The organism is Rhizomicrobium sp. (assembly GCA_037200985.1).
Classification (GTDB): domain Bacteria; phylum Pseudomonadota; class Alphaproteobacteria; order Micropepsales; family Micropepsaceae; genus Rhizomicrobium.
The window spans coordinates 210,939-227,752 of record JBBCGJ010000001.1; the positions used below are offsets into that span (position 1 = coordinate 210,939).

General features: G+C 64.1%; 12 protein-coding genes. 6 read left to right on the plus strand and 6 right to left on the minus strand.

Features of this window, described 5'->3' with window-relative positions; all coding sequences use genetic code 11:
* Positions 1–4: 4 nt before the first annotated feature.
* Entirely contained in the window at positions 5–1,114 is a 1,110-nt protein-coding gene (gene tgt / locus WDN01_01090; GenBank protein ID MEJ0024594.1) for a tRNA guanosine(34) transglycosylase Tgt, read from the plus strand.
* A gap of 51 nt (positions 1,115–1,165) precedes the next feature.
* Here tgt and WDN01_01095 read toward each other — a convergent pair whose 3' ends face one another.
* Complete coding sequence (locus WDN01_01095) at positions 1,166–1,372, minus strand: hypothetical protein (protein ID MEJ0024595.1); 207 nt, start codon at positions 1,370–1,372, stop codon at positions 1,166–1,168.
* A gap of 317 nt (positions 1,373–1,689) precedes the next feature.
* On the opposite strand from WDN01_01095, the gene WDN01_01100 reads away from it, so the two are divergent.
* The 5 genes from WDN01_01100 to WDN01_01120 all read left to right on the plus strand — a co-directional run bounded on the left by WDN01_01100 (position 1,690) and on the right by WDN01_01120 (position 8,115).
* On the plus strand, positions 1,690–2,868 hold the full coding sequence (locus WDN01_01100; GenBank protein MEJ0024596.1) for a nucleotidyltransferase family protein: 1,179 nt from the start codon (positions 1,690–1,692) through the stop codon (positions 2,866–2,868).
* 227 nt (positions 2,869–3,095) lie between these two features.
* Entirely contained in the window at positions 3,096–5,822 is a 2,727-nt protein-coding gene (gene gyrA / locus WDN01_01105) for a DNA gyrase subunit A (protein ID MEJ0024597.1), read from the plus strand.
* A 1-nt stretch (position 5,823) separates the two neighbouring features.
* Positions 5,824–6,351: a pantetheine-phosphate adenylyltransferase gene (gene coaD, locus WDN01_01110; GenBank protein MEJ0024598.1), complete on the plus strand. Its 528-nt coding sequence runs from the start codon at positions 5,824–5,826 to the stop codon at positions 6,349–6,351.
* On the plus strand, positions 6,351–6,836 hold the full coding sequence (locus WDN01_01115) for a peptidylprolyl isomerase (protein ID MEJ0024599.1): 486 nt from the start codon (positions 6,351–6,353) through the stop codon (positions 6,834–6,836). Before coaD ends, WDN01_01115 begins: the two co-directional genes overlap by 1 nt.
* A gap of 151 nt (positions 6,837–6,987) precedes the next feature.
* On the plus strand, positions 6,988–8,115 hold the full coding sequence (locus WDN01_01120) for a DegT/DnrJ/EryC1/StrS family aminotransferase (GenBank protein MEJ0024600.1): 1,128 nt from the start codon (positions 6,988–6,990) through the stop codon (positions 8,113–8,115).
* Between the two features lie 67 nt (positions 8,116–8,182).
* On the opposite strand, the gene WDN01_01125 is transcribed toward WDN01_01120, so the two are convergent.
* The 5 genes from WDN01_01125 to WDN01_01145 form a co-directional block, all read right to left on the minus strand.
* Positions 8,183–9,676, minus strand: coding sequence for an exopolysaccharide biosynthesis polyprenyl glycosylphosphotransferase (locus WDN01_01125; GenBank protein MEJ0024601.1), 1,494 nt, complete (start codon positions 9,674–9,676; stop codon positions 8,183–8,185).
* A 704-nt stretch (positions 9,677–10,380) separates the two neighbouring features.
* Positions 10,381–11,367, minus strand: coding sequence for a dTDP-glucose 4,6-dehydratase (locus WDN01_01130; protein MEJ0024602.1), 987 nt, complete (start codon positions 11,365–11,367; stop codon positions 10,381–10,383).
* Positions 11,352–12,170 carry an NAD(P)-dependent oxidoreductase gene (locus WDN01_01135; protein ID MEJ0024603.1) on the minus strand — a complete coding sequence of 273 codons (819 nt, stop codon included), beginning with the start codon at positions 12,168–12,170 and terminating at the stop codon, positions 11,352–11,354. The genes WDN01_01130 and WDN01_01135 overlap by 16 nt, the downstream gene beginning before the upstream one ends.
* 255 nt (positions 12,171–12,425) lie before the next feature.
* Complete coding sequence (locus WDN01_01140; protein ID MEJ0024604.1) at positions 12,426–14,402, minus strand: alginate lyase family protein; 1,977 nt, start codon at positions 14,400–14,402, stop codon at positions 12,426–12,428.
* A 1-nt stretch (position 14,403) separates the two neighbouring features.
* Positions 14,404–16,548 (minus strand): bi-domain-containing oxidoreductase, encoded by a 2,145-nt coding sequence (locus WDN01_01145; GenBank protein ID MEJ0024605.1) that lies wholly within the window; start codon positions 16,546–16,548, stop codon positions 14,404–14,406.
* Positions 16,549–16,814 lie beyond the last annotated feature (266 nt).

Consider the following 16,814-nt stretch of genomic DNA (forward strand, 5'->3'; position numbering starts at 1 on the left):
GCCCATGACGGAGTTTTCCTTCGCGCTGCAGGCGACGTCCGGCACCGCCAGATCGGGCGTCATCCGCACGCCGCGCGGCGCGATCCGCACGCCCGCCTTCATGCCGGTGGGCACGGCGGGTACGGTGAAGGCGATGCTGCCGCAAAGCTTGCGGGAGACCGGCGCCGACATTCTTCTGGGCAACACCTATCACCTGATGCTGCGGCCGGGGGCCGAACGCATCGCCAGGCTCGGCGGTCTTCACAAATTCATGGACTGGGAGCGCCCGATCCTTACGGACTCCGGCGGCTTCCAGGTCATGTCGCTCTCGAAGTTGCGGAAGATCACCGAAGAGGGCGTGCGTTTCGCCTCGCATATCGACGGCCATGCGGAATTTCTTTCGCCCGAGCGCGCCATGGAGATCCAGCGCCTGCTCGGCTCGGATATCCAGATGGTGCTGGACGAATGCCCGGCGCTACCGGCGGCCCACGCAGACATCGAAAAGTCGCTGGCGCTCTCGATGCGCTGGGCGCGGCGGTCCAAGGCGGCATTCGGCGAGCAGCCGGGACGGGCCTGCTTCGGGATCGTGCAAGGCGGAACCTTCGCCGATCTGCGCGCGCGCTCCGCGCTCGAACTGACGACGATCGGATTCGGCGGCTACGCGATCGGCGGGCTCGCCGTGGGCGAGCCGCAATCGGCGATGTTCGAAACGCTCGAGGCGACGGAGCCGTATCTGCCGGGGGACCGGCCGCGCTATCTCATGGGGGTGGGGAAGCCCGACGACATCGTCGGCGCGGTCCTGCGTGGGGTCGACATGTTCGATTGCGTGATCCCGACGCGCTCGGGCCGCAACGGCCAGGCGTTCACGCGCCAGGGTCCATTGAACTTGCGCAATGCACGGCATGCGGACGATCCGGCGCCGCTCGACGCGTCGTGCGGATGCCCCGCTTGCCGCCGGTTCAGCCGCGCCTATCTGCATCACACGGTCAAGGCGAACGAGATCATCGCCTCCATGCTGCTCACCTGGCACAATCTGACCTTCTACCAGGACATGATGCAGGGTCTGCGCGACGCCATTGCGCGGGACGCCGCCGCCGGCTTCGCGGCGCGGTTTCTGGATACGTATAAGGGCTGAAAGCGCCCTCGAACCATCCGGTTCGGTTCCGTTCCGTTCGCCGTCGGCTCGTCAGCCGCTCAGGCTGCTCTGCACGGAAATCGTTGCCGGCGCTTCCTGGCCGTCCTCCAGCCAGGCATCGGTCGCGTCCCAAAAATGAAGCTCGCCGCATTCGGTGCAGCCGACGGCGTTCTTTCCGGCCAAAATCGCGCCCGGATCGATGCAAGATGCAAAGCGGCCGGTGAAGATCGACCGCGACGATTGAGGACACAGAATCATGACCCGTTTTATTGGCCGGTTCCCCATACAATTCCCCGCCTATTACCCAGGGGAAGACTATCAGTCCGGGTGTGTTTCGCCGGCAACGTTTTGTTTTTTTTGCGTTTGTTCGTCGGTCAAACGAAGCGGGGCGGATCGAATCATGCGCGCGATTCCGGTTGCGCAAACGGATGGGATGATGCACGCAGGCCTTGCCGCGTGAAACTATCGATCCGCACCGGTGCTGCGCGGGCGTTATTCGCGGCCATTAACCAGTCCGCGCGCCGAGGTCGGAGAGCGCCGGGAAGAAGCAACGTGGACCCGACTTATTGTCGCAGATGACACCGCTTTCAGCCGAATTCCGCCTGGTGGCCGCGTGCTGCATCTGGCCGCCGTCGCCGCGGCGGGACGACGCCATAGCAGTGGCGATGTCGACTGGTGTCGACTGGCCAAAGGTGGTCCAGGTCTCGAACCGGCAGCGGGTCGAGGGGCTGGTTGCGGACGGACTGAGAAGCGTGGGAGACGCGGTTCCGGCGCCGATCAAATCCGCCTTGGACGCAAGCGCCGCCGAGAATGCCCGCCTCAGCCTGTTTCAGGCCGCCGAATCCCTTCGTCTGCAACGGCTGTTCGAAGCGGCCGGCATCGGACTGACCTTCATCAAAGGCACGGCGTTGGCGCTTCTTGCCTATGGCAATATCGGCATCAAACATTCCTGGGACATCGACATCGTGGTGGAGGACGCCAACGTCCTTGCGGCTGCGGCGCTGCTCCGCACGGTCGGCTATGTCCGCGAGATACCTGATGAAGGCCTCGACGACGGGCGATTCCTGGAATGGTCGACGTTTGCGCATGAGTGCCTGTGGAAGCACCCCAGCCGCGGTTTGTGCGTGGAATTGCACTGGCGGCTGACGCAAAATTCTTCTCACCTGGCACACGTCTTCGCCTCGCGCCGCGTAGCGGTCTTGGACGGGCAGTTCATAAGCACCCTCGGCGACGAGGATCTCTTCGCCTATCTTTGCCTCCATGGCGCCCGGCACGGCTGGTCGCGGCTCAAATGGCTCGCCGATCTGGCGGCGTGGCTGGTCCAAATGCCGCCCCAGGACGTGGAGCGTCTCCATCGCGTGGCGCAATCGGCCGGGGTCGGCCGGGCCTCGGCGCAGGCGCTGCTCTTGTGCGAACGCTTGCTGGAATTTCCGCTCGCGCCCGGCTTGGCCGACGAGCTTCGGTCGGATCGCTCCACGCGTTGGCTTGTCGCGATCGCGCTCCATTCCATGGCCGGCGACGACAGGATGCGCCAGATCGAGGAACGACTGGCGAGCGAGGCCATGATACAGTTTTCGCACTTTCTGCTCGCGCCCAACCCCGGCGCCTGGGTCAAGGAATTGCAGTCGAAGTCGATCGGCTGGAACGAATTCAGCCGCGTGCGGCTGCCGCGGCCCCTGTATTTTCTCTATCCGCTGATGCGCATTCCGTCATGGCTATGGCGCCGCATTGCGCGGCTCGTAGGGCGGCCGTGAGGCGTCCGCCGGCTCGTGTCTTTTCTCCCGAGCGACCGGGACGGCACGAGTCGTCCGCAGCCTCAATACCGTCGGGGAACGCCCTGCGAAGGAACCTGTAAACTCTTTCTGCACAAGGGAAATTTCGCCCCGGGCGCGGCGACGATTTCCTGTGCGAATCGGGGCGCAAAATGCTACCTAGCGGGTCGGAATTGGGTCGCTCCTGACCCTGGATCAAGGAACCGGTTTTGAGCGATACAGTCCCGCCAAGCGGCGCGCAGCCGGGCGGCTCCAACATCAGCCCCATCGCGATCGAAGACGAGCTGAAACGCTCCTATCTCGACTATGCGATGAGCGTCATCGTGCAGCGCGCGCTGCCCGATGTGCGCGACGGGCTGAAACCCGTGCATCGCCGGATCCTCTATTCGATGCACGAGAACGGCCGCGACTGGAACAAGCCCTATCGCAAGTCGGCGCTGATCGTCGGCGACGTGATGGGCAAATACCATCCGCACGGCGACCAGTCGATCTACGACGCGCTGGTCCGCATGGCGCAGGACTTTTCGATGCGTGTCCCGCTGATCGACGGACAGGGCAATTTCGGCTCGGTCGACGGCGATTCGCCGGCGCAGATGCGCTATACCGAGGTGCGCCGCGCCAAGATCGCGCACCAGCTCACCGAGGACATCGACCAGGATACGGTCGAATGGAAGGACAATTACGACTCCTCCGAAAAGGAGCCGGTCGTCCTTCCCGCGCGCTTTCCCAACATCCTCGTCAACGGCGCCGGCGGCATCGCGGTCGGCATGGCGACCAATATCCCGCCGCACAATCTGGGCGAGGTGATCGAGGCCTGCCTCAAATACCTCGACGATCCGTCGATCGGCCTCGAGGAGCTGACCGAAATCGTGCCGGGTCCCGATTTCCCGACCGGCGCGCTCCTCATCGGCAAGCAGAATGCGCGCGCGGCCCTCGCGCGCGGCCGCGGCTCGCTGCTGATGCGGGCACGCTGCCATATCGAGGAACTGCGCAAGGATCGCGAGGCGATCATCGTCACCGAGCTGCCCTACCAGGTGAACAAGGCACGGCTTCAGGAGAAGATCGGCGAACTGGTGCGCGACAAGCGCGTCGAAGGCGTCTCCGACATCCGCGACGAGAGCGACCGCCACGGCATGCGCGTGGTGATCGAGCTCAAGCGCGACGCGTCGTCGGACGTCGTCCTGAACCAGCTCTACCGCTTCTCCGAACTGCAGACGACCTTCGGCGTGAACATGCTGGCGCTGAACGGCGGCCGTCCGGAGCTGATGAACCTCAAGGCAATGATCGGCGCCTTTACGACCTTCCGCGAGGAAGTGGTGACGCGGCGAACGCGCTTCGAGCTCGGCAAGGCGCGCGACCGCGGCCATACGCTGGTCGGCCTCGCTATCGCCGTCGCCAATATAGACGAGGTCATCTCACTGATACGCGCCGCGGCGGACGCCGCGACGGCGCGCGAGCAGTTAATGGCCCGCGACTGGCCGGCCCGCGACGTCGAGCCCCTGATCAAGCTCATCGCCGACCCGCGCCATCTGATCCGCGAGGACGGCACGATCCGCCTATCGGAGGAGCAGGCCCGCGCCATCCTCGATATCCGGCTGCAGCGCCTGACGGCGCTCGGCCGCGACGAATTGGGCGAGGAGGTCAAGAAGCTCGCCGAAGCGATCGCCGACTATCTCGACATCCTGCGTTCGCGCCCGCGCGTGCTGGAGATCGTACGCAACGAATTGAAGGCGATCCGCGACGAATTCGCCACGCCGCGAAAGACAGAACTGGTCGATGCCGATGTCGAGGTGGAAGACGAAGCGCTGATCGAGCGCGAGGATGTCGCGGTCACTGTCACCCATGGCGGCTACATCAAGCGCACGCCGCTCGACGAGTACCGCGTACAGGGCCGCGGCGGCAAAGGCCGCTCCGGCATGGCGACGCGGGAGGAGGACTTCGTCACTTCCCTGTTCGTCGCCAACAGCCATGCCTGGCTGGTATTCTTCTCCTCCACCGGCATGGCCTATAAACTGAAGGTCTGGCGCCTGCCGGAGGCCCGCATCCAGGGCAAGGGCAAGGCGATGGTGAACCTCCTGCCGCTGGCCGAAGGCGAACGCATCACCACCATCTTGCCGCTGCCGGAAGACGAGACGCAGTGGGACAAGCTCAATATCGTGTTCGCGACCAAGTCCGGCGACGTGCGGCGCAACGAGCTGTCGGATTTCGCCAGCATCAACCGCAACGGCAAGATCGCGATGAAGCTCGAACCCGGCGACGGCATCGTCGGCGTTCAGACCTGCACCGACGGCGACGATGTGCTGCTGACCACGCACAACGGCAAATGCATCCGCTTCGGCATGTCGGACCTGCGCGTCTTCGCCAGCCGCGCCTCGACGGGCGTCCGCGGCATCAGGCTGGCGCCGGGTGACGAGGTCGTGAGCCTGGCGCTGCTCCGGCATACCGACATCACGCCAGCCGAGGCCAGCGCCTATCTGAAGCAGTCGCGCGCCGCGCGGCGGGCCGCGCTGGGAGACGACGGCGACACCGACGCCCCGATCGACGATGCCGAGGACGGCGAGGAGAGCAAGGAAGAGATCGCACTCACGACGGAACGCTATTCCGAACTCGGCGCGCGCGAGCAATTCGTCCTGGCGGTGTCGGAGAGCGGATTCGGCAAGCGCACCAGTTCCTATGAGTACCGCGTGATGGGTCGCGGCGCGCAGGGCATCTGGGCGATGAAAAAGAACACCGCGATCGTCGCCGGTTTCCCGGTCGATGAGAGCGACGATCTGATGCTGATCTCCAACCAGGGCCAGACGATCCGCGTGCCGGTGTCGTCGATCAGCGTCCAGGGCAGGGGATCGGGCGGCGTCACCGTGTTCCGCGTGGACGAGGGCGAGCGCGTTGTCTCGGTCGAACGGATCGAGGACGTCTCGGGCGAAGGGGGCGAGTGACGTGAGCGAGTTGATCAGAAAGCCGCGCGTGGGTCTCTATCCGGGGACCTTCGATACCGTCACGCTTGGCCATCGCGACATCGCCAAGCGGGCGCTGAAGCTCGTCGACCGGCTGGTGATCGGCCTCGGCACGGGCGCGGGCAAGAAGCCCTTGTTCTCGCTCGAAGAGCGTATCGAGATGTGGCGCTTCGAGGCGAAGGATCTTACCGAGGACGGCGCCGTGATCGACGTCATCCCGCTTGCCGACAAGCTCCAGGTCGAACTGGCCCGCGAAGTGGGGGCGGCGATCATCGTGCGCGGCTTGCGCGCCGTGTCGGACTTCGAATACGAATTCCAGATGGCGGCGATGAACCAGCGCCTGGCGCCGGACATCGAGACCGTCTTTCTCATGGCGGACCCGCGCAACCAGGCGATCGCCTCGCGGCTGGTCAAGGAAATCGCCATGCTCGGCGGCGACGTGCGGGCCTTCACCAGCCCGCATGTGTCCGATCTTCTCGTGAAACGATGCAAGGAACAGGCAAAAAACTGATGGCCCGCGACAAGGAAAATACCCTGATCATGGAATTGAAGACCGGCCCGGTCGTGATCGCGCTGCGGCCCGATCTTGCCCCCGGTCATGTGGCGCGCATCAAGGAATTGACGCGCAAGGGCTTCTATGACGGCGTCGTCTTCCATCGCGTCATTCCGGACTTCATGGCGCAGACCGGCGATCCGACCGGCACCGGCTCCGGCGGCTCCGACCTGCCCGACCTGAAGGCGGAATTCTCGAATGAGAAGCACAAGCGCGGCACGGTCTCCGCCGCGCGCACCAACAATCCCAACAGCGCCAACAGCCAGTTCTTCGTCTGCTTCGCCGATGCGCCATGGCTCGACCGCCAGTATTCGATCTGGGGCGAGGTCGTCGAAGGCATGGAGCACGTCGACTCCATCAAGAAGGGCGGCGATCACAACAACGGGCAGATCAGCGGCACGCCCGATAAGATCGTGAAGATGCGCGTCGAAGCGGACGATTGAGCAGACGCGGATCGGTTGCGAAAAAAGTTGCAGCGCGGAATCGGCGCGGGCGGGAAGGCCCGCCCGCACCTGACGCAATCGGCAATATTTGTTGTTTCGCCTGTCTTTGCTCCACGGGGCTAGAACGCCTCGCTCTATTCGAGGCGCCGGCATGACCGCTCCCATTCCGTTCATCGATCTTCAGGCCCAGCGTCGCCGGCTCGGCGAGCCGTTGAACCGGGCCATCCAGGCGGCGGTGGAGGGCGGTCAATGGATATTGGGTCCGCAGGTCGCGGATCTCGAACGGCGCCTCGCGGCATTCGCCGGCGTGAAGCACTGCATCACATGCGCCAACGGCACCGACGCGCTGCTGCTGGTCTTGCGCGCCTGGAACATCGGTCCCGGCGACGCGGTCTTCGTGCCCGCCTTCACCTTTGCCGCGTCCGGCGAGGTCGTCGCCCTGGCCGGCGCCACGCCCGTCTTCGTGGACGTGCTCGAGGATACCTACAACATGGATCCCGCGAGCCTGGCGGACGCCATCGCACTCGTGCGCCGGCAGGGAAATCTGAACGCCCGGGCGGTGATGCCCGTCGACCTGTTCGGGCAGCCGGCGGATTACCGAGCGCTCGAGCCGATCGTGCGCCGCGCCGGACTGAAGATGCTGTGCGACACCGCGCAGGGCTTCGGCGGCCGTCTCGACGGTCGGGTGACCGGTTCGATCGGCGACGCGGCGGCGACGAGCTTCTTTCCGGCCAAGCCGCTGGGCTGCTTCGGCGACGGCGGCGCGATCTTCACCGAGGACGACGCGCTTAAGGACTTGCTTCTGTCCCTGCGCATGCACGGGCAGGGCGCGGATCGGTATGAAAATGTCCGCATCGGGATGAACTCGCGGCTGGACACGATCCAGGCGGCCATCCTGATCGAGAAACTCGGCATATTCGCCGACGAGATCGAAAAGCGCGACGCGATCGCGGCCCGCTACAGCAACAGGCTGGGCGCATCCAATCGCATTCGCGTGCCGCGCCCGATCGACGGTGCGCTGTCGACCTGGGCGCAATACACGATCCAGGTTCCGAACCGCGATGAATTGCAGACGGAATTGAAGGCGAAAGGCATTCCGACCGCCGTCTATTACCCGATACCGCTGTCGCACCAGAAGGGCTACGCGGCCTATCCGTCGGTGCCGATTCCGGTCAGCGAGTGCATCGCCAAGACGGTGGTGAGCCTGCCCATGCATCCCTACCTGGATGCCGCAACGCAGGATCGCGTGATCGACGCCGTTCTCGCCGCCGTGGCCTGAGCCGGTCGGGCGTATGGGCGGTTGACCCGCTCATGACGACCTTTTCGCATTTGAAGTGCGTACGGACCTAATAGGCGCCGTGGCCTGAAAAGACGATCCAGGCCGTCTGGATGAGAATGACGATGTCATTCCAGAACGTCCAATTCAGGATGTACCACTCGTCGAGCGTGACACGCTCGGCCAGGGTCGTTTCGTTTCGGCCGCTGACCTGCCAGAGCCCCGTCAGACCAGGCCTGACGCGGACATAGAGTTCGGCGGCGACGCCGTATTGCTCGCGCAGTTGCTGCTCGGGGATTGGACGCGGGCCTACAAGGCTCATTTCGCCGCGAAGGACGTTGATGAGCTGCGGCAGTTCGTCGAGGCTCGTCTTGCGAAGCCAGCGGCCGGGGCCGGTGATCCTGGGATCGTCCTTCAATTTGTACGACAGCAGGAACTCCGAATAGAGCTCCGGTTTCTCCTTGCGCCAGCGCTCAAGCCGCTCGTCGGCGTCCTGTTCCATGGTGCGGAACTTCATGCACTGGAACTGCTTTCCGCGCCGCCCGGTGCGGCGCTGCGAATAGAACACCGACCCCCCGTCGTTCCGCTTGATCGCGATCGCGATAACCAGGAACAGAGGAGAAAACATGATCAGAAAGCCGATCGAGCCCACGATGTCGAAGGCACGCTTGGCGAAGCGATGACGCAGCGCGCGCAAATTGTCCCGCATTTGAAACAGCAGGATGTTGCGGCCCAGAAAATAGCCAGACGTCATGCCCGCCAGAGGCAGGCGCCTGAGCGAGGGCACGAAGGCCACGCCCATATTGGCCTCCATCAGGCGCTGGATCATGTCCGAGACGGCCGGTGCCTGGATGTCGTCCGTGGCAATGACGGCCTGGACGCAGCCGCTGGCCCCCATCTTCAAGGCAACGTCTTCGGGATCGGGCAGATAGGCCACCTTGAGGTGCGAGAGCGACTCGGGAACCTCGTAGTCGTATTGCTCCAGCACCAGCCATTGTATGTCGAACCCGAGAGCGAGCGTGCTGCTCAACGCCGGATAGAGGTCGAGGGCGATGTTTCCCTTCGCGACAAGGGCCGTCGGGATCTGCCAGATGCCGGCTTTGCTCAAGGCAAAGCGCGCCAACTGCCTGAAGCTGGGAATGGCGAACAGGAGGTAGATCCAGCAGCCGATCGGCCAGAGCGCGGCGTAGCGGTTCCACCCCGCCACGAGGACCAAAATATCGGGGATGGAGGCGACAATCAGGGATACCGTGGTGGCGCGGGCACCGTCCCAGAAGGATTGCCGCTTGCCGTAGTCGCCGCTGAGGAGCCGGACGATCAAAAACAAGCCGGCAAGGATATAAAACAGGTCGATCGGCGCGGCGGCCTGACCGTTGCCGTAAAACGCGATCGAAGGCACGTCGCGCCCGGTCCGGAAGAGCAGCTCCGCGCTGCCCAGAGCGGCGATGTCGGCGAACAACAGCACCGCGATCGCGAACCAGTAGCGAAAGTTGCGCCGAGACGTCTTCGTGGCGATGCCATACCGCACCGCGCTGGAATTGGTAGCCGTCGTCCCCTCGTTCATCCCAGCCGCTCAGTCATAAGGAATATTCTCAGTCAGGCTGAAGCGCACCTCTTGGGAAGCATTGCTACCCAAAATTGGTTCCCCCCAGCCGACACCAGTGTAGACCGGATAGCGGGTTCAGATAACAGTATTTTGACTTTAACGGACGATGCGGCGAACTCCGCAACGGACGATGCGGCGAACTCCGCCGCGTGGGCGCCGAATCCGCCGATTAACCTTCTGCGCATTGCGAGCCCCGACGGTTTTTGGAGCATCCGAATATGTTCTCCCCTCGCCGCGCGTGCGGGCGGCGACGCGCCGTGAACGAGGACTGAAACCGGCAGAAATCCACGACTTGTTGCTGCTCTCTCGATTCAAGCATTTTTGCGGTGCCGCGGTTTTACCCCCAATTCGAGGCTGCCCCGATCATCCGAGCAGATAGCCCGTTGTAAGCCTGCGATCCCCCAACCGTCCTCGGCGATGTTCTAATCCCTATGCCCCGACAGTTCCGCCCAAGCAATCAGTGGGACGAGAGCGATGATTTGCCGCGGAGGACATACTCGGCCCGGAGATCAGCAAGTAGGCAATTTCTGAAATCTCAGCCAGTTCTTTGATCAATTCGGGCGCGGCCCCTACAGTAGAACCGAACGCCGATCCGATTCTGGGCGGGCTTCGGTCGCCGAGAGAATCCCGTGGACAGCGCGACGATGTCCCCGCCGCCTGCGCTAATGTCCATCCGCGAAGGCTGTTTCGTTCATGCGCTGTATGATGCGAACGGCGTTCTGCTTATACCAGCTTACGATGTGCGGCAGCTCCTGGCGCAGGCTCAGCTGCGGACGCCATCCCAGCTTGCCGATTTTTTCCCACGATATTGCATAGCGACGGTCGTTGAACGGCCTGTCGTTCACGTACTGTACGGCATCGTCGAATTTCGCGCCGAACTCCTCGCAGATGAACCGGACGACATCGACATTCGCGTATTCGTCCGGCGAACCGACATTGTAGATTTCGTTGATCACGCCGCGTTCGGCAAGCAAGGCTAGTGCATTGGCGAAATCCCGCGCCGCCAGATAGTGGCGGACGTTCTTGCCGCTGCCGTGCAACGGAATCTTGTTTCCCTGGATGAGCGACATGATGGCGCGCGGGATGAGCTTTTCGGGATACTGCCGGATGCCAAACACATTGTTGGCGCGAACGATGATCACCGGCAGCTTGAACGAGTGCCGGTATCCGTTGACGATCATTTCGGCCGCCGCCTTCGACGCCGAATAGGGATTTGTCGGGTTCATGGCGCCCGTCTCGTCGCATTCCTGCTCGAGAACCTCTCCATAGACCTCGTCGGTGCTCACATGAATGATGCGCGGAACCTTGGCGTCGCGGCACGCTTCCATGATCGTGTGCGTGCCGAGCGTATTGGCCTCGGTGAAACGAATGGAGGTGTGAAAGGAGCGGTCGACATGACTTTCTGCGGCCGCATGGACGACGAGATCGCATCCCTCAAGCGCGTTGCGGCAGAGGTCGTAGTCGCAGACGTCGCCGACGACGAGCTGGATTCGATTTGATGAAAGCAGGGGCAGCAGATAGTTCACGTCGGCCGCATAGGTCATCTTGTCCAGCACGACGACGTGCGCGTCGGGAAATGCCTCGCACATGCGTTCGGTGAAATGGGAGCCGATGAATCCGCTCCCACCGGTGATCAGAATTTTACGCATTGCAGATTTTGCCCCAAATCAAAGCAGTATTTCCGAAGTTGACCGGCTACTAATAGCGACCCGAAGAGGCCGTTCCAAGCCTCGGCATTCAAATAGAATTCATCGCGGATTTCGGGAACGTCAACCAAGAGATCCCCTCCGCCGAAGCCCTCTCGGAGCCAGTCGGCGAGCAGCCCGCAGGGCGTACCCACGCCGCTACCCAGATTAAGGACGCCGGTGGCGTCGGCGCGCAGCGCGCGGACCAGGGCGGACGCAAAGACCTCGGCGGGGAGAAAGTCCCGCCGGGTGTCGGGGTGCATGTCGAACCGGATGACGTTCTCTTCCTTCAGTGTACGAAGCATCCGTCCGAAGAAAGTACCGCGGCCGCTGCCGGGCCGATACTCCGGACCGAAGATGTTGGCGAGCCGGAAGATGGCGGCGTCCGGCGCCAGTGCGCGCACCGCCTGCTCGGTCCGGGCCTTGTTTCGGCCGTAATGCGTCTCGTCTCCGGTGGCGAGCGCGTCCTCGCGCGCGTTCCAGCGCGCTTCGGCGGGGTAGACGCGCCGGGTGCTGAGCATGACCACCCGTGCGCCGCACCGGACGGCCTGTCTTGCGACGGAGAGATCGCAATCCGCGTCCTCGCTATAGGGGCCGCTCTGATAGCCCGGACTTATCGCGAAATTCACGACGCGGTCGCCCGGCCGCAGATGGGCCGACATATCCTCGCTGCGGCCGAGCCACAGTGTCTCCACGCCTTCGGAAGCTGCTGCCTGGGAGACGTAACCCGCGAGGAAGCTCGTCCGACCGACCAGAACCAGCCGCATGTTCAAGGCATTTCCAATCGCGTGGGGGAACACGCCACCTAAGCGGCCGCACCGGCGATACGGGCAGGCCGTGCGGTGAAACAGCCGCCATCACCGCGTCGCTGTTCGAAAACGCTCAAAGCCAGATCGCAGGCGGTCATCGGCGTCAAAGTATTGTGGTCCCCAATTCTCTATCCATCTTGCACTCCGATGGGTTGCATTGCCAAGAGGCGGCCTCGTTTCACACCGGAGATCCCTATCGCCAGTGTGCGATGGCTAAGCTGCCGTCTCGCCGAAGGCGATCATTGTCGTGACGTCGGCTCCGCCGTGGAACATACCCTCGCCGATCAGTTGAAATGTCGGCTGTTTCCGGCCGAAGCTTTCCGAATACCAGCCTTCGATCGGGTCTTCGGCGCCTCTTGCGACGCGCCAATGCAATTGCGCCGGAAGCTCGACGGTTGCATGTCGGGCGCCGCCTTCCGCCATCCAATCCAGCAGCGCGGTGTTTTCGCGCAGCCGGCATTCGACGTGCGGTCCCAGAAGGAATGACAAGCGCCCGGGCGCATCGCCGCCCGAAATCGTATCGACGATGACAAGGCGCCGCGCGGTCCGGTCGAGACGGACGGTACGCCGATGAATCAGCGGCGCGTAACCGGAATGTTCGGCCGTCCAGGCCGCGACATTTCCTCCTTCGAGGCCGTCCAGAGCCAGCAGGCGGCTGACGGTGTGCTGGGACCACATAAAAGGTCCGCTCTGCGCCGCCTGATCCTTTCCGGCCAATGCGATCGTGTTGTGGGCCGCGGTCGAACGGAAGTAGCGCCGCCAGGGCGGGTCGGTGTGATAGCAATAGGTACCGGCGTCGGCGAATATCTCCACGCCGCCCGCGCGCAATTCGATGGACAGCGCATCGGCATGGGCGTGTGCCGCGGTGGACAGGAAGCCATGCGGGCCGCTGTCGCAGCGGCACCATATCTCGTCGCTGCCGCTGCCGGTTCGCAGGATCGCCATGCCCGCGTCCTGCGCCAGCGCGGCGAGCGGGTTCGGTCGCGGCGCGGCAAGCTCGGGCGCGTGCGCCAGGGCCGCCATCAAGCCGGTACGGGCGTCTTTCGTGCCCGGCGTCGGCCACCAGCCGGCAGGCCCGAAAATCCTGGTGCCGGTATGCAACAGGGATGAGCCGTGATCGAAGTCCGGCGCGTCGACCAGCAGTCCGATTCCGTCGTCGGCGTCGCCCTGCCGCGGCGGATGATTGTGGGCGTCGACGATGGCGGCCAAGGCATCCATCATATTGCGCAAGCCCAGCCAGAAATTGTCGGTGAGCGGATGAGAGGCGGCCTGACACTCCAGCGCCGCGACAAGGCCGAGGTCCAGGACGAAGCCGTGATATTCGGTCGCCAGTTCGCGGTTCAGCCCTGACGGAAAGGTCTGAAGCGCGAATTCGCGCTCGAGCAGCGCCGCCGACGTTCGCCGCCACGTCTCGGACCGGTCGAACAACGGAAAGGCGCACGCCGCGGCGAGCTGACCGGCGGCTTCCGCGAGGACATGGTTGTTGGCGGACGAATGCCCGCTGCGAAAGGCGTGAAGATATTGCTGATGACGGTAGAGCTGAATCTGAAAATCCGGATTGGCCTCGAACAACGCGGCCGCGTCCGGCCAGCCGTCCAGCAGCCGGCGGCACCACACCCACGCGATCAGCCGCAGGCCCAGCTCGATTCCGCTCAGCCAATGCGGGCCGGAGAGAAACGGATTGCGGCGCCACCAATCCTTCAGATCGGACGCCACGCGTTGCGCGAACCGATCGTCCTTCGTCAGGAAATAGGCGGCGGCGAGAACGGTCAGATGCTGGTGGCGCGATGCCTCCCAGACATATTTGAGATTTCCCACCCGCGCGGGATCGCGGTGCGGATATTTGAACGCGAACAGCGCGTCGGGGGCGCGGATTTGCGTCGCCGGATCGAGAAACCAGTCCGGGGATCGAAAATCGTCGCGCGCGATCGCAAAAGCCTGCCAGCGGCCCTGCAGCAGCCCTTCGGCCGCTGCGATGAGCGCCGTCTTCGCGGCGGGATCGATGTCCGCCACCGCGCCGAGCGGATGCGGGAAGGCCTGGCGCGTCACCGGCTCGGGAAGCCGGTCGGGCTCGCCAGGCCGGACCCATTGCCGGGACCAAGCCGCCTTTAGAGCGGTATCGCGCGCCCTGCTGGCGACCTCTGCCGGCGACATGCGGCCGAGGCGGCGGATATACCAGCCGAGCTGCATCTTATTGGGCGGCGTCCGCGAGGGCGGGCGAGGGCTGTGTCGCCAGGGTGAAATGCGTGGTCGCGACCAAGCTCTCGAACGCGATCGGCATCGGGCCGCCGGACTTCACGGCCGCGACAAAGGCCTCGACTTCGTTCTTTTGCCCCTTGTCGATCGCCCCGGCCTTGCCGCGCACGATCTTGCCGCCCTTCCACACCGAAAAGGATTCGAAATTGTGCAGCACCGCGTTGCGCGACTCTCCGGAAACCTCGATCAGTTCCTTCGGATAGTTCGAGGCGCCTCCGGTCAGGTAGGAAATGACGGCGACCGAATGATCCGGATAGGTGTACGTCGCGACGACGTCGTCGGGATCGCCGATGCCTGCGTAGTTCGTGACCGAAACCGGATCGGCGCCCATCCACCACGACAGCGTGTCGACGAAATGGCCGCCTTCGCCGGCGAAGCGCGAGCCTTCGCCCATCCGGTCGAGGTACCACGAGCCTTTTTCGAGCGCGCCCGCGTTGATGCGGTAGTTCACGACATGCGGTCCGCCGCGCGGGCCCCATGCGGCTTTCATCTCGTTGAGCAGGGGCGCAAAGCGGCGGTTGAAGCCGACCATGAGACGGGAGTTTCCGCTCTCGCGAGCCGCGGCCTGGACCGTCTCGATGCCGACAGCATCGAGCGCCAGCGGCTTCTCGACGAACACCGCCTTGTTGGCTCGGAGCGCCAGAGCCGCGAGTTCGGCGTGGCTGCTGTGGCGGGTGCCGATCACGACCGCATCGACGTCGGGATTGTCCAACACCGAACGCGCGTCGGTGGAGACGGACCGGAAGCCGAATTTGCGTTGGGCCTGGGCCGCCGACAGGCCGGTGTTGGTGACAACCTCCACAAGCTCGACGTCGGCGTTGCGGACAAGGTGCGGCATGAGCATCGAGGAGGTGTAGTTCCCGCACCCGATGACCGCGAGCCGCACTTTCGACTTCGCCGCCGCCACCTGGGTCGGCGTGGTTCGGATCGTGCGCGTGACCGCCGTGCCATCGCGATAGCGGAAGACGAAGCCGGTGCCCGCAAGCTCTCCCTTCCGCAAGGACTCGTAGGTCCCGAGCGCGTCCTCGAAGGCGATCTCGGCGGAGATCAGCGGCGCCAGATCGAGCTTGCCTTGTCCGATCATGTCGACCACGCACGCCATGTTGCGACGTTCGGTCCAGCGCACATAGCCGATCGGATAGTCGATGCCGTATTCTTCGTAGAGCGGATCGTACCGCCCCGGTCCGTAGGAACGCGAAAAGCGGACGTCGAGTTCCTTCTCGTAATAGGCGTTCCACGGCAGGTCGAGCTTGGTCTTGCCTACGTCCACCACGCGCGCGCGGTCGCGCGCCAGATCCGCGGCCATCTCGACCGGTTCGTTGGACTGGGTGCTGCTCGCCAGAAAGATGCAGTCGGCGCCGGCGCCCGCCGTGAGATCGCGCAGGGCCGACCGCAGGCGGACCATGTCCGCGCCGGCGGGCGTGGCGCCGCACGCCGCACCCATTTGCTCGGCCAGGCGGCACCTGGATTCGGATATATCCACTCCGACGACGTTGACGCCCGCCGCGCGCAGCAATCCGACGATGATCTGGCCCAGCAGGCCCAGACCGATCACGCAGGCCGTCTCGCCCAGATGGATTTCGGACTGGCGCACCGCCTGCAACGCGATGGCTCCCACCGTGGCGAACGCCGCCTGCTGCATGGGGACGGTTGGCGGCACGAGGACGCAGAGATTTTCGGGAACCCAATTGAATTCGGCGTGCAAGGCATATTTGTTGCCCGCGCAGGCGACGCGGTCGCCGACCTTGAAGCTGCTGACGCCCTCGCCGACTTCGATGACCTCGCCGGCCACCGAATAGCCCAGCGGCGTCAGCGAATCGAGCCGGTTCATCACCTTCTGATAGGTCGCGACCAGGCCCTGCTGCTGCACCGTCCGCAGGACTTTTTGAACCTGGTCGGGGCGGGCTCGTGCTTTGCCGACGAGAGACAGGCGGCTCTCCTTAACCTTCATGATCTCGGTGCCCGTCGAGATCACCGAGTAGGCGCTGCGGATAAGAACGCCGCCCGGCTGGCACGCCGGAACCGGCACTTCGAGAAGCGACAGTTCGCCGGATTTGTAGTTTTGCGCCAGTTGCTTCATCGGAAATTCGCGTTCTCGATTGCCCGAACCCGTACTACCCGGAAAGTCGCGGAGGAAACAATAGGCCCATCGACCGCAAGCGGACGGCTCGACAACAGTGTCGGCGACGATCGAATTCTTGAGAAAAGTTGACGAGAAAGGAGCGGTCTGCTCAATTGCCGACGTGTCGTTGGTTCATCGGCGAACATGAAATCCGGCGGGCCTTGGCAGGGGAAGGTGGTCGGCCTCGGATTGATCTGGCTGTCCAGCCCTGTTAGCTCACCGTG

What these genes read in the sequence shown, in the direction of transcription:
- WDN01_01120 (MEJ0024600.1), top strand. Translation starts at nt 6,988, where the DNA reads ATGACCGCTCCCATTCCGTTCATCGATCTTCAGGCCCAGCGTCGCCGG.
- WDN01_01095 (MEJ0024595.1), bottom strand. Translation starts at nt 1,372, where the DNA reads ATGATTCTGTGTCCTCAATCGTCGCGGTCGATCTTCACCGGCCGCTTT.
- WDN01_01135 (MEJ0024603.1), bottom strand. Translation starts at nt 12,170, where the DNA reads ATGCGGCTGGTTCTGGTCGGTCGGACGAGCTTCCTCGCGGGTTACGTC.
- WDN01_01140 (MEJ0024604.1), bottom strand. Translation starts at nt 14,402, where the DNA reads ATGCAGCTCGGCTGGTATATCCGCCGCCTCGGCCGCATGTCGCCGGCA.
- WDN01_01145 (MEJ0024605.1), bottom strand. Translation starts at nt 16,548, where the DNA reads ATGAAGCAACTGGCGCAAAACTACAAATCCGGCGAACTGTCGCTTCTC.
- WDN01_01115 (MEJ0024599.1), top strand. Translation starts at nt 6,351, where the DNA reads ATGGCCCGCGACAAGGAAAATACCCTGATCATGGAATTGAAGACCGGC.
- WDN01_01100 (MEJ0024596.1), top strand. Translation starts at nt 1,690, where the DNA reads ATGACACCGCTTTCAGCCGAATTCCGCCTGGTGGCCGCGTGCTGCATC.
- tgt (MEJ0024594.1), top strand. Translation starts at nt 5, where the DNA reads ATGACGGAGTTTTCCTTCGCGCTGCAGGCGACGTCCGGCACCGCCAGA.
- WDN01_01130 (MEJ0024602.1), bottom strand. Translation starts at nt 11,367, where the DNA reads ATGCGTAAAATTCTGATCACCGGTGGGAGCGGATTCATCGGCTCCCAT.
- WDN01_01125 (MEJ0024601.1), bottom strand. Translation starts at nt 9,676, where the DNA reads ATGAACGAGGGGACGACGGCTACCAATTCCAGCGCGGTGCGGTATGGC.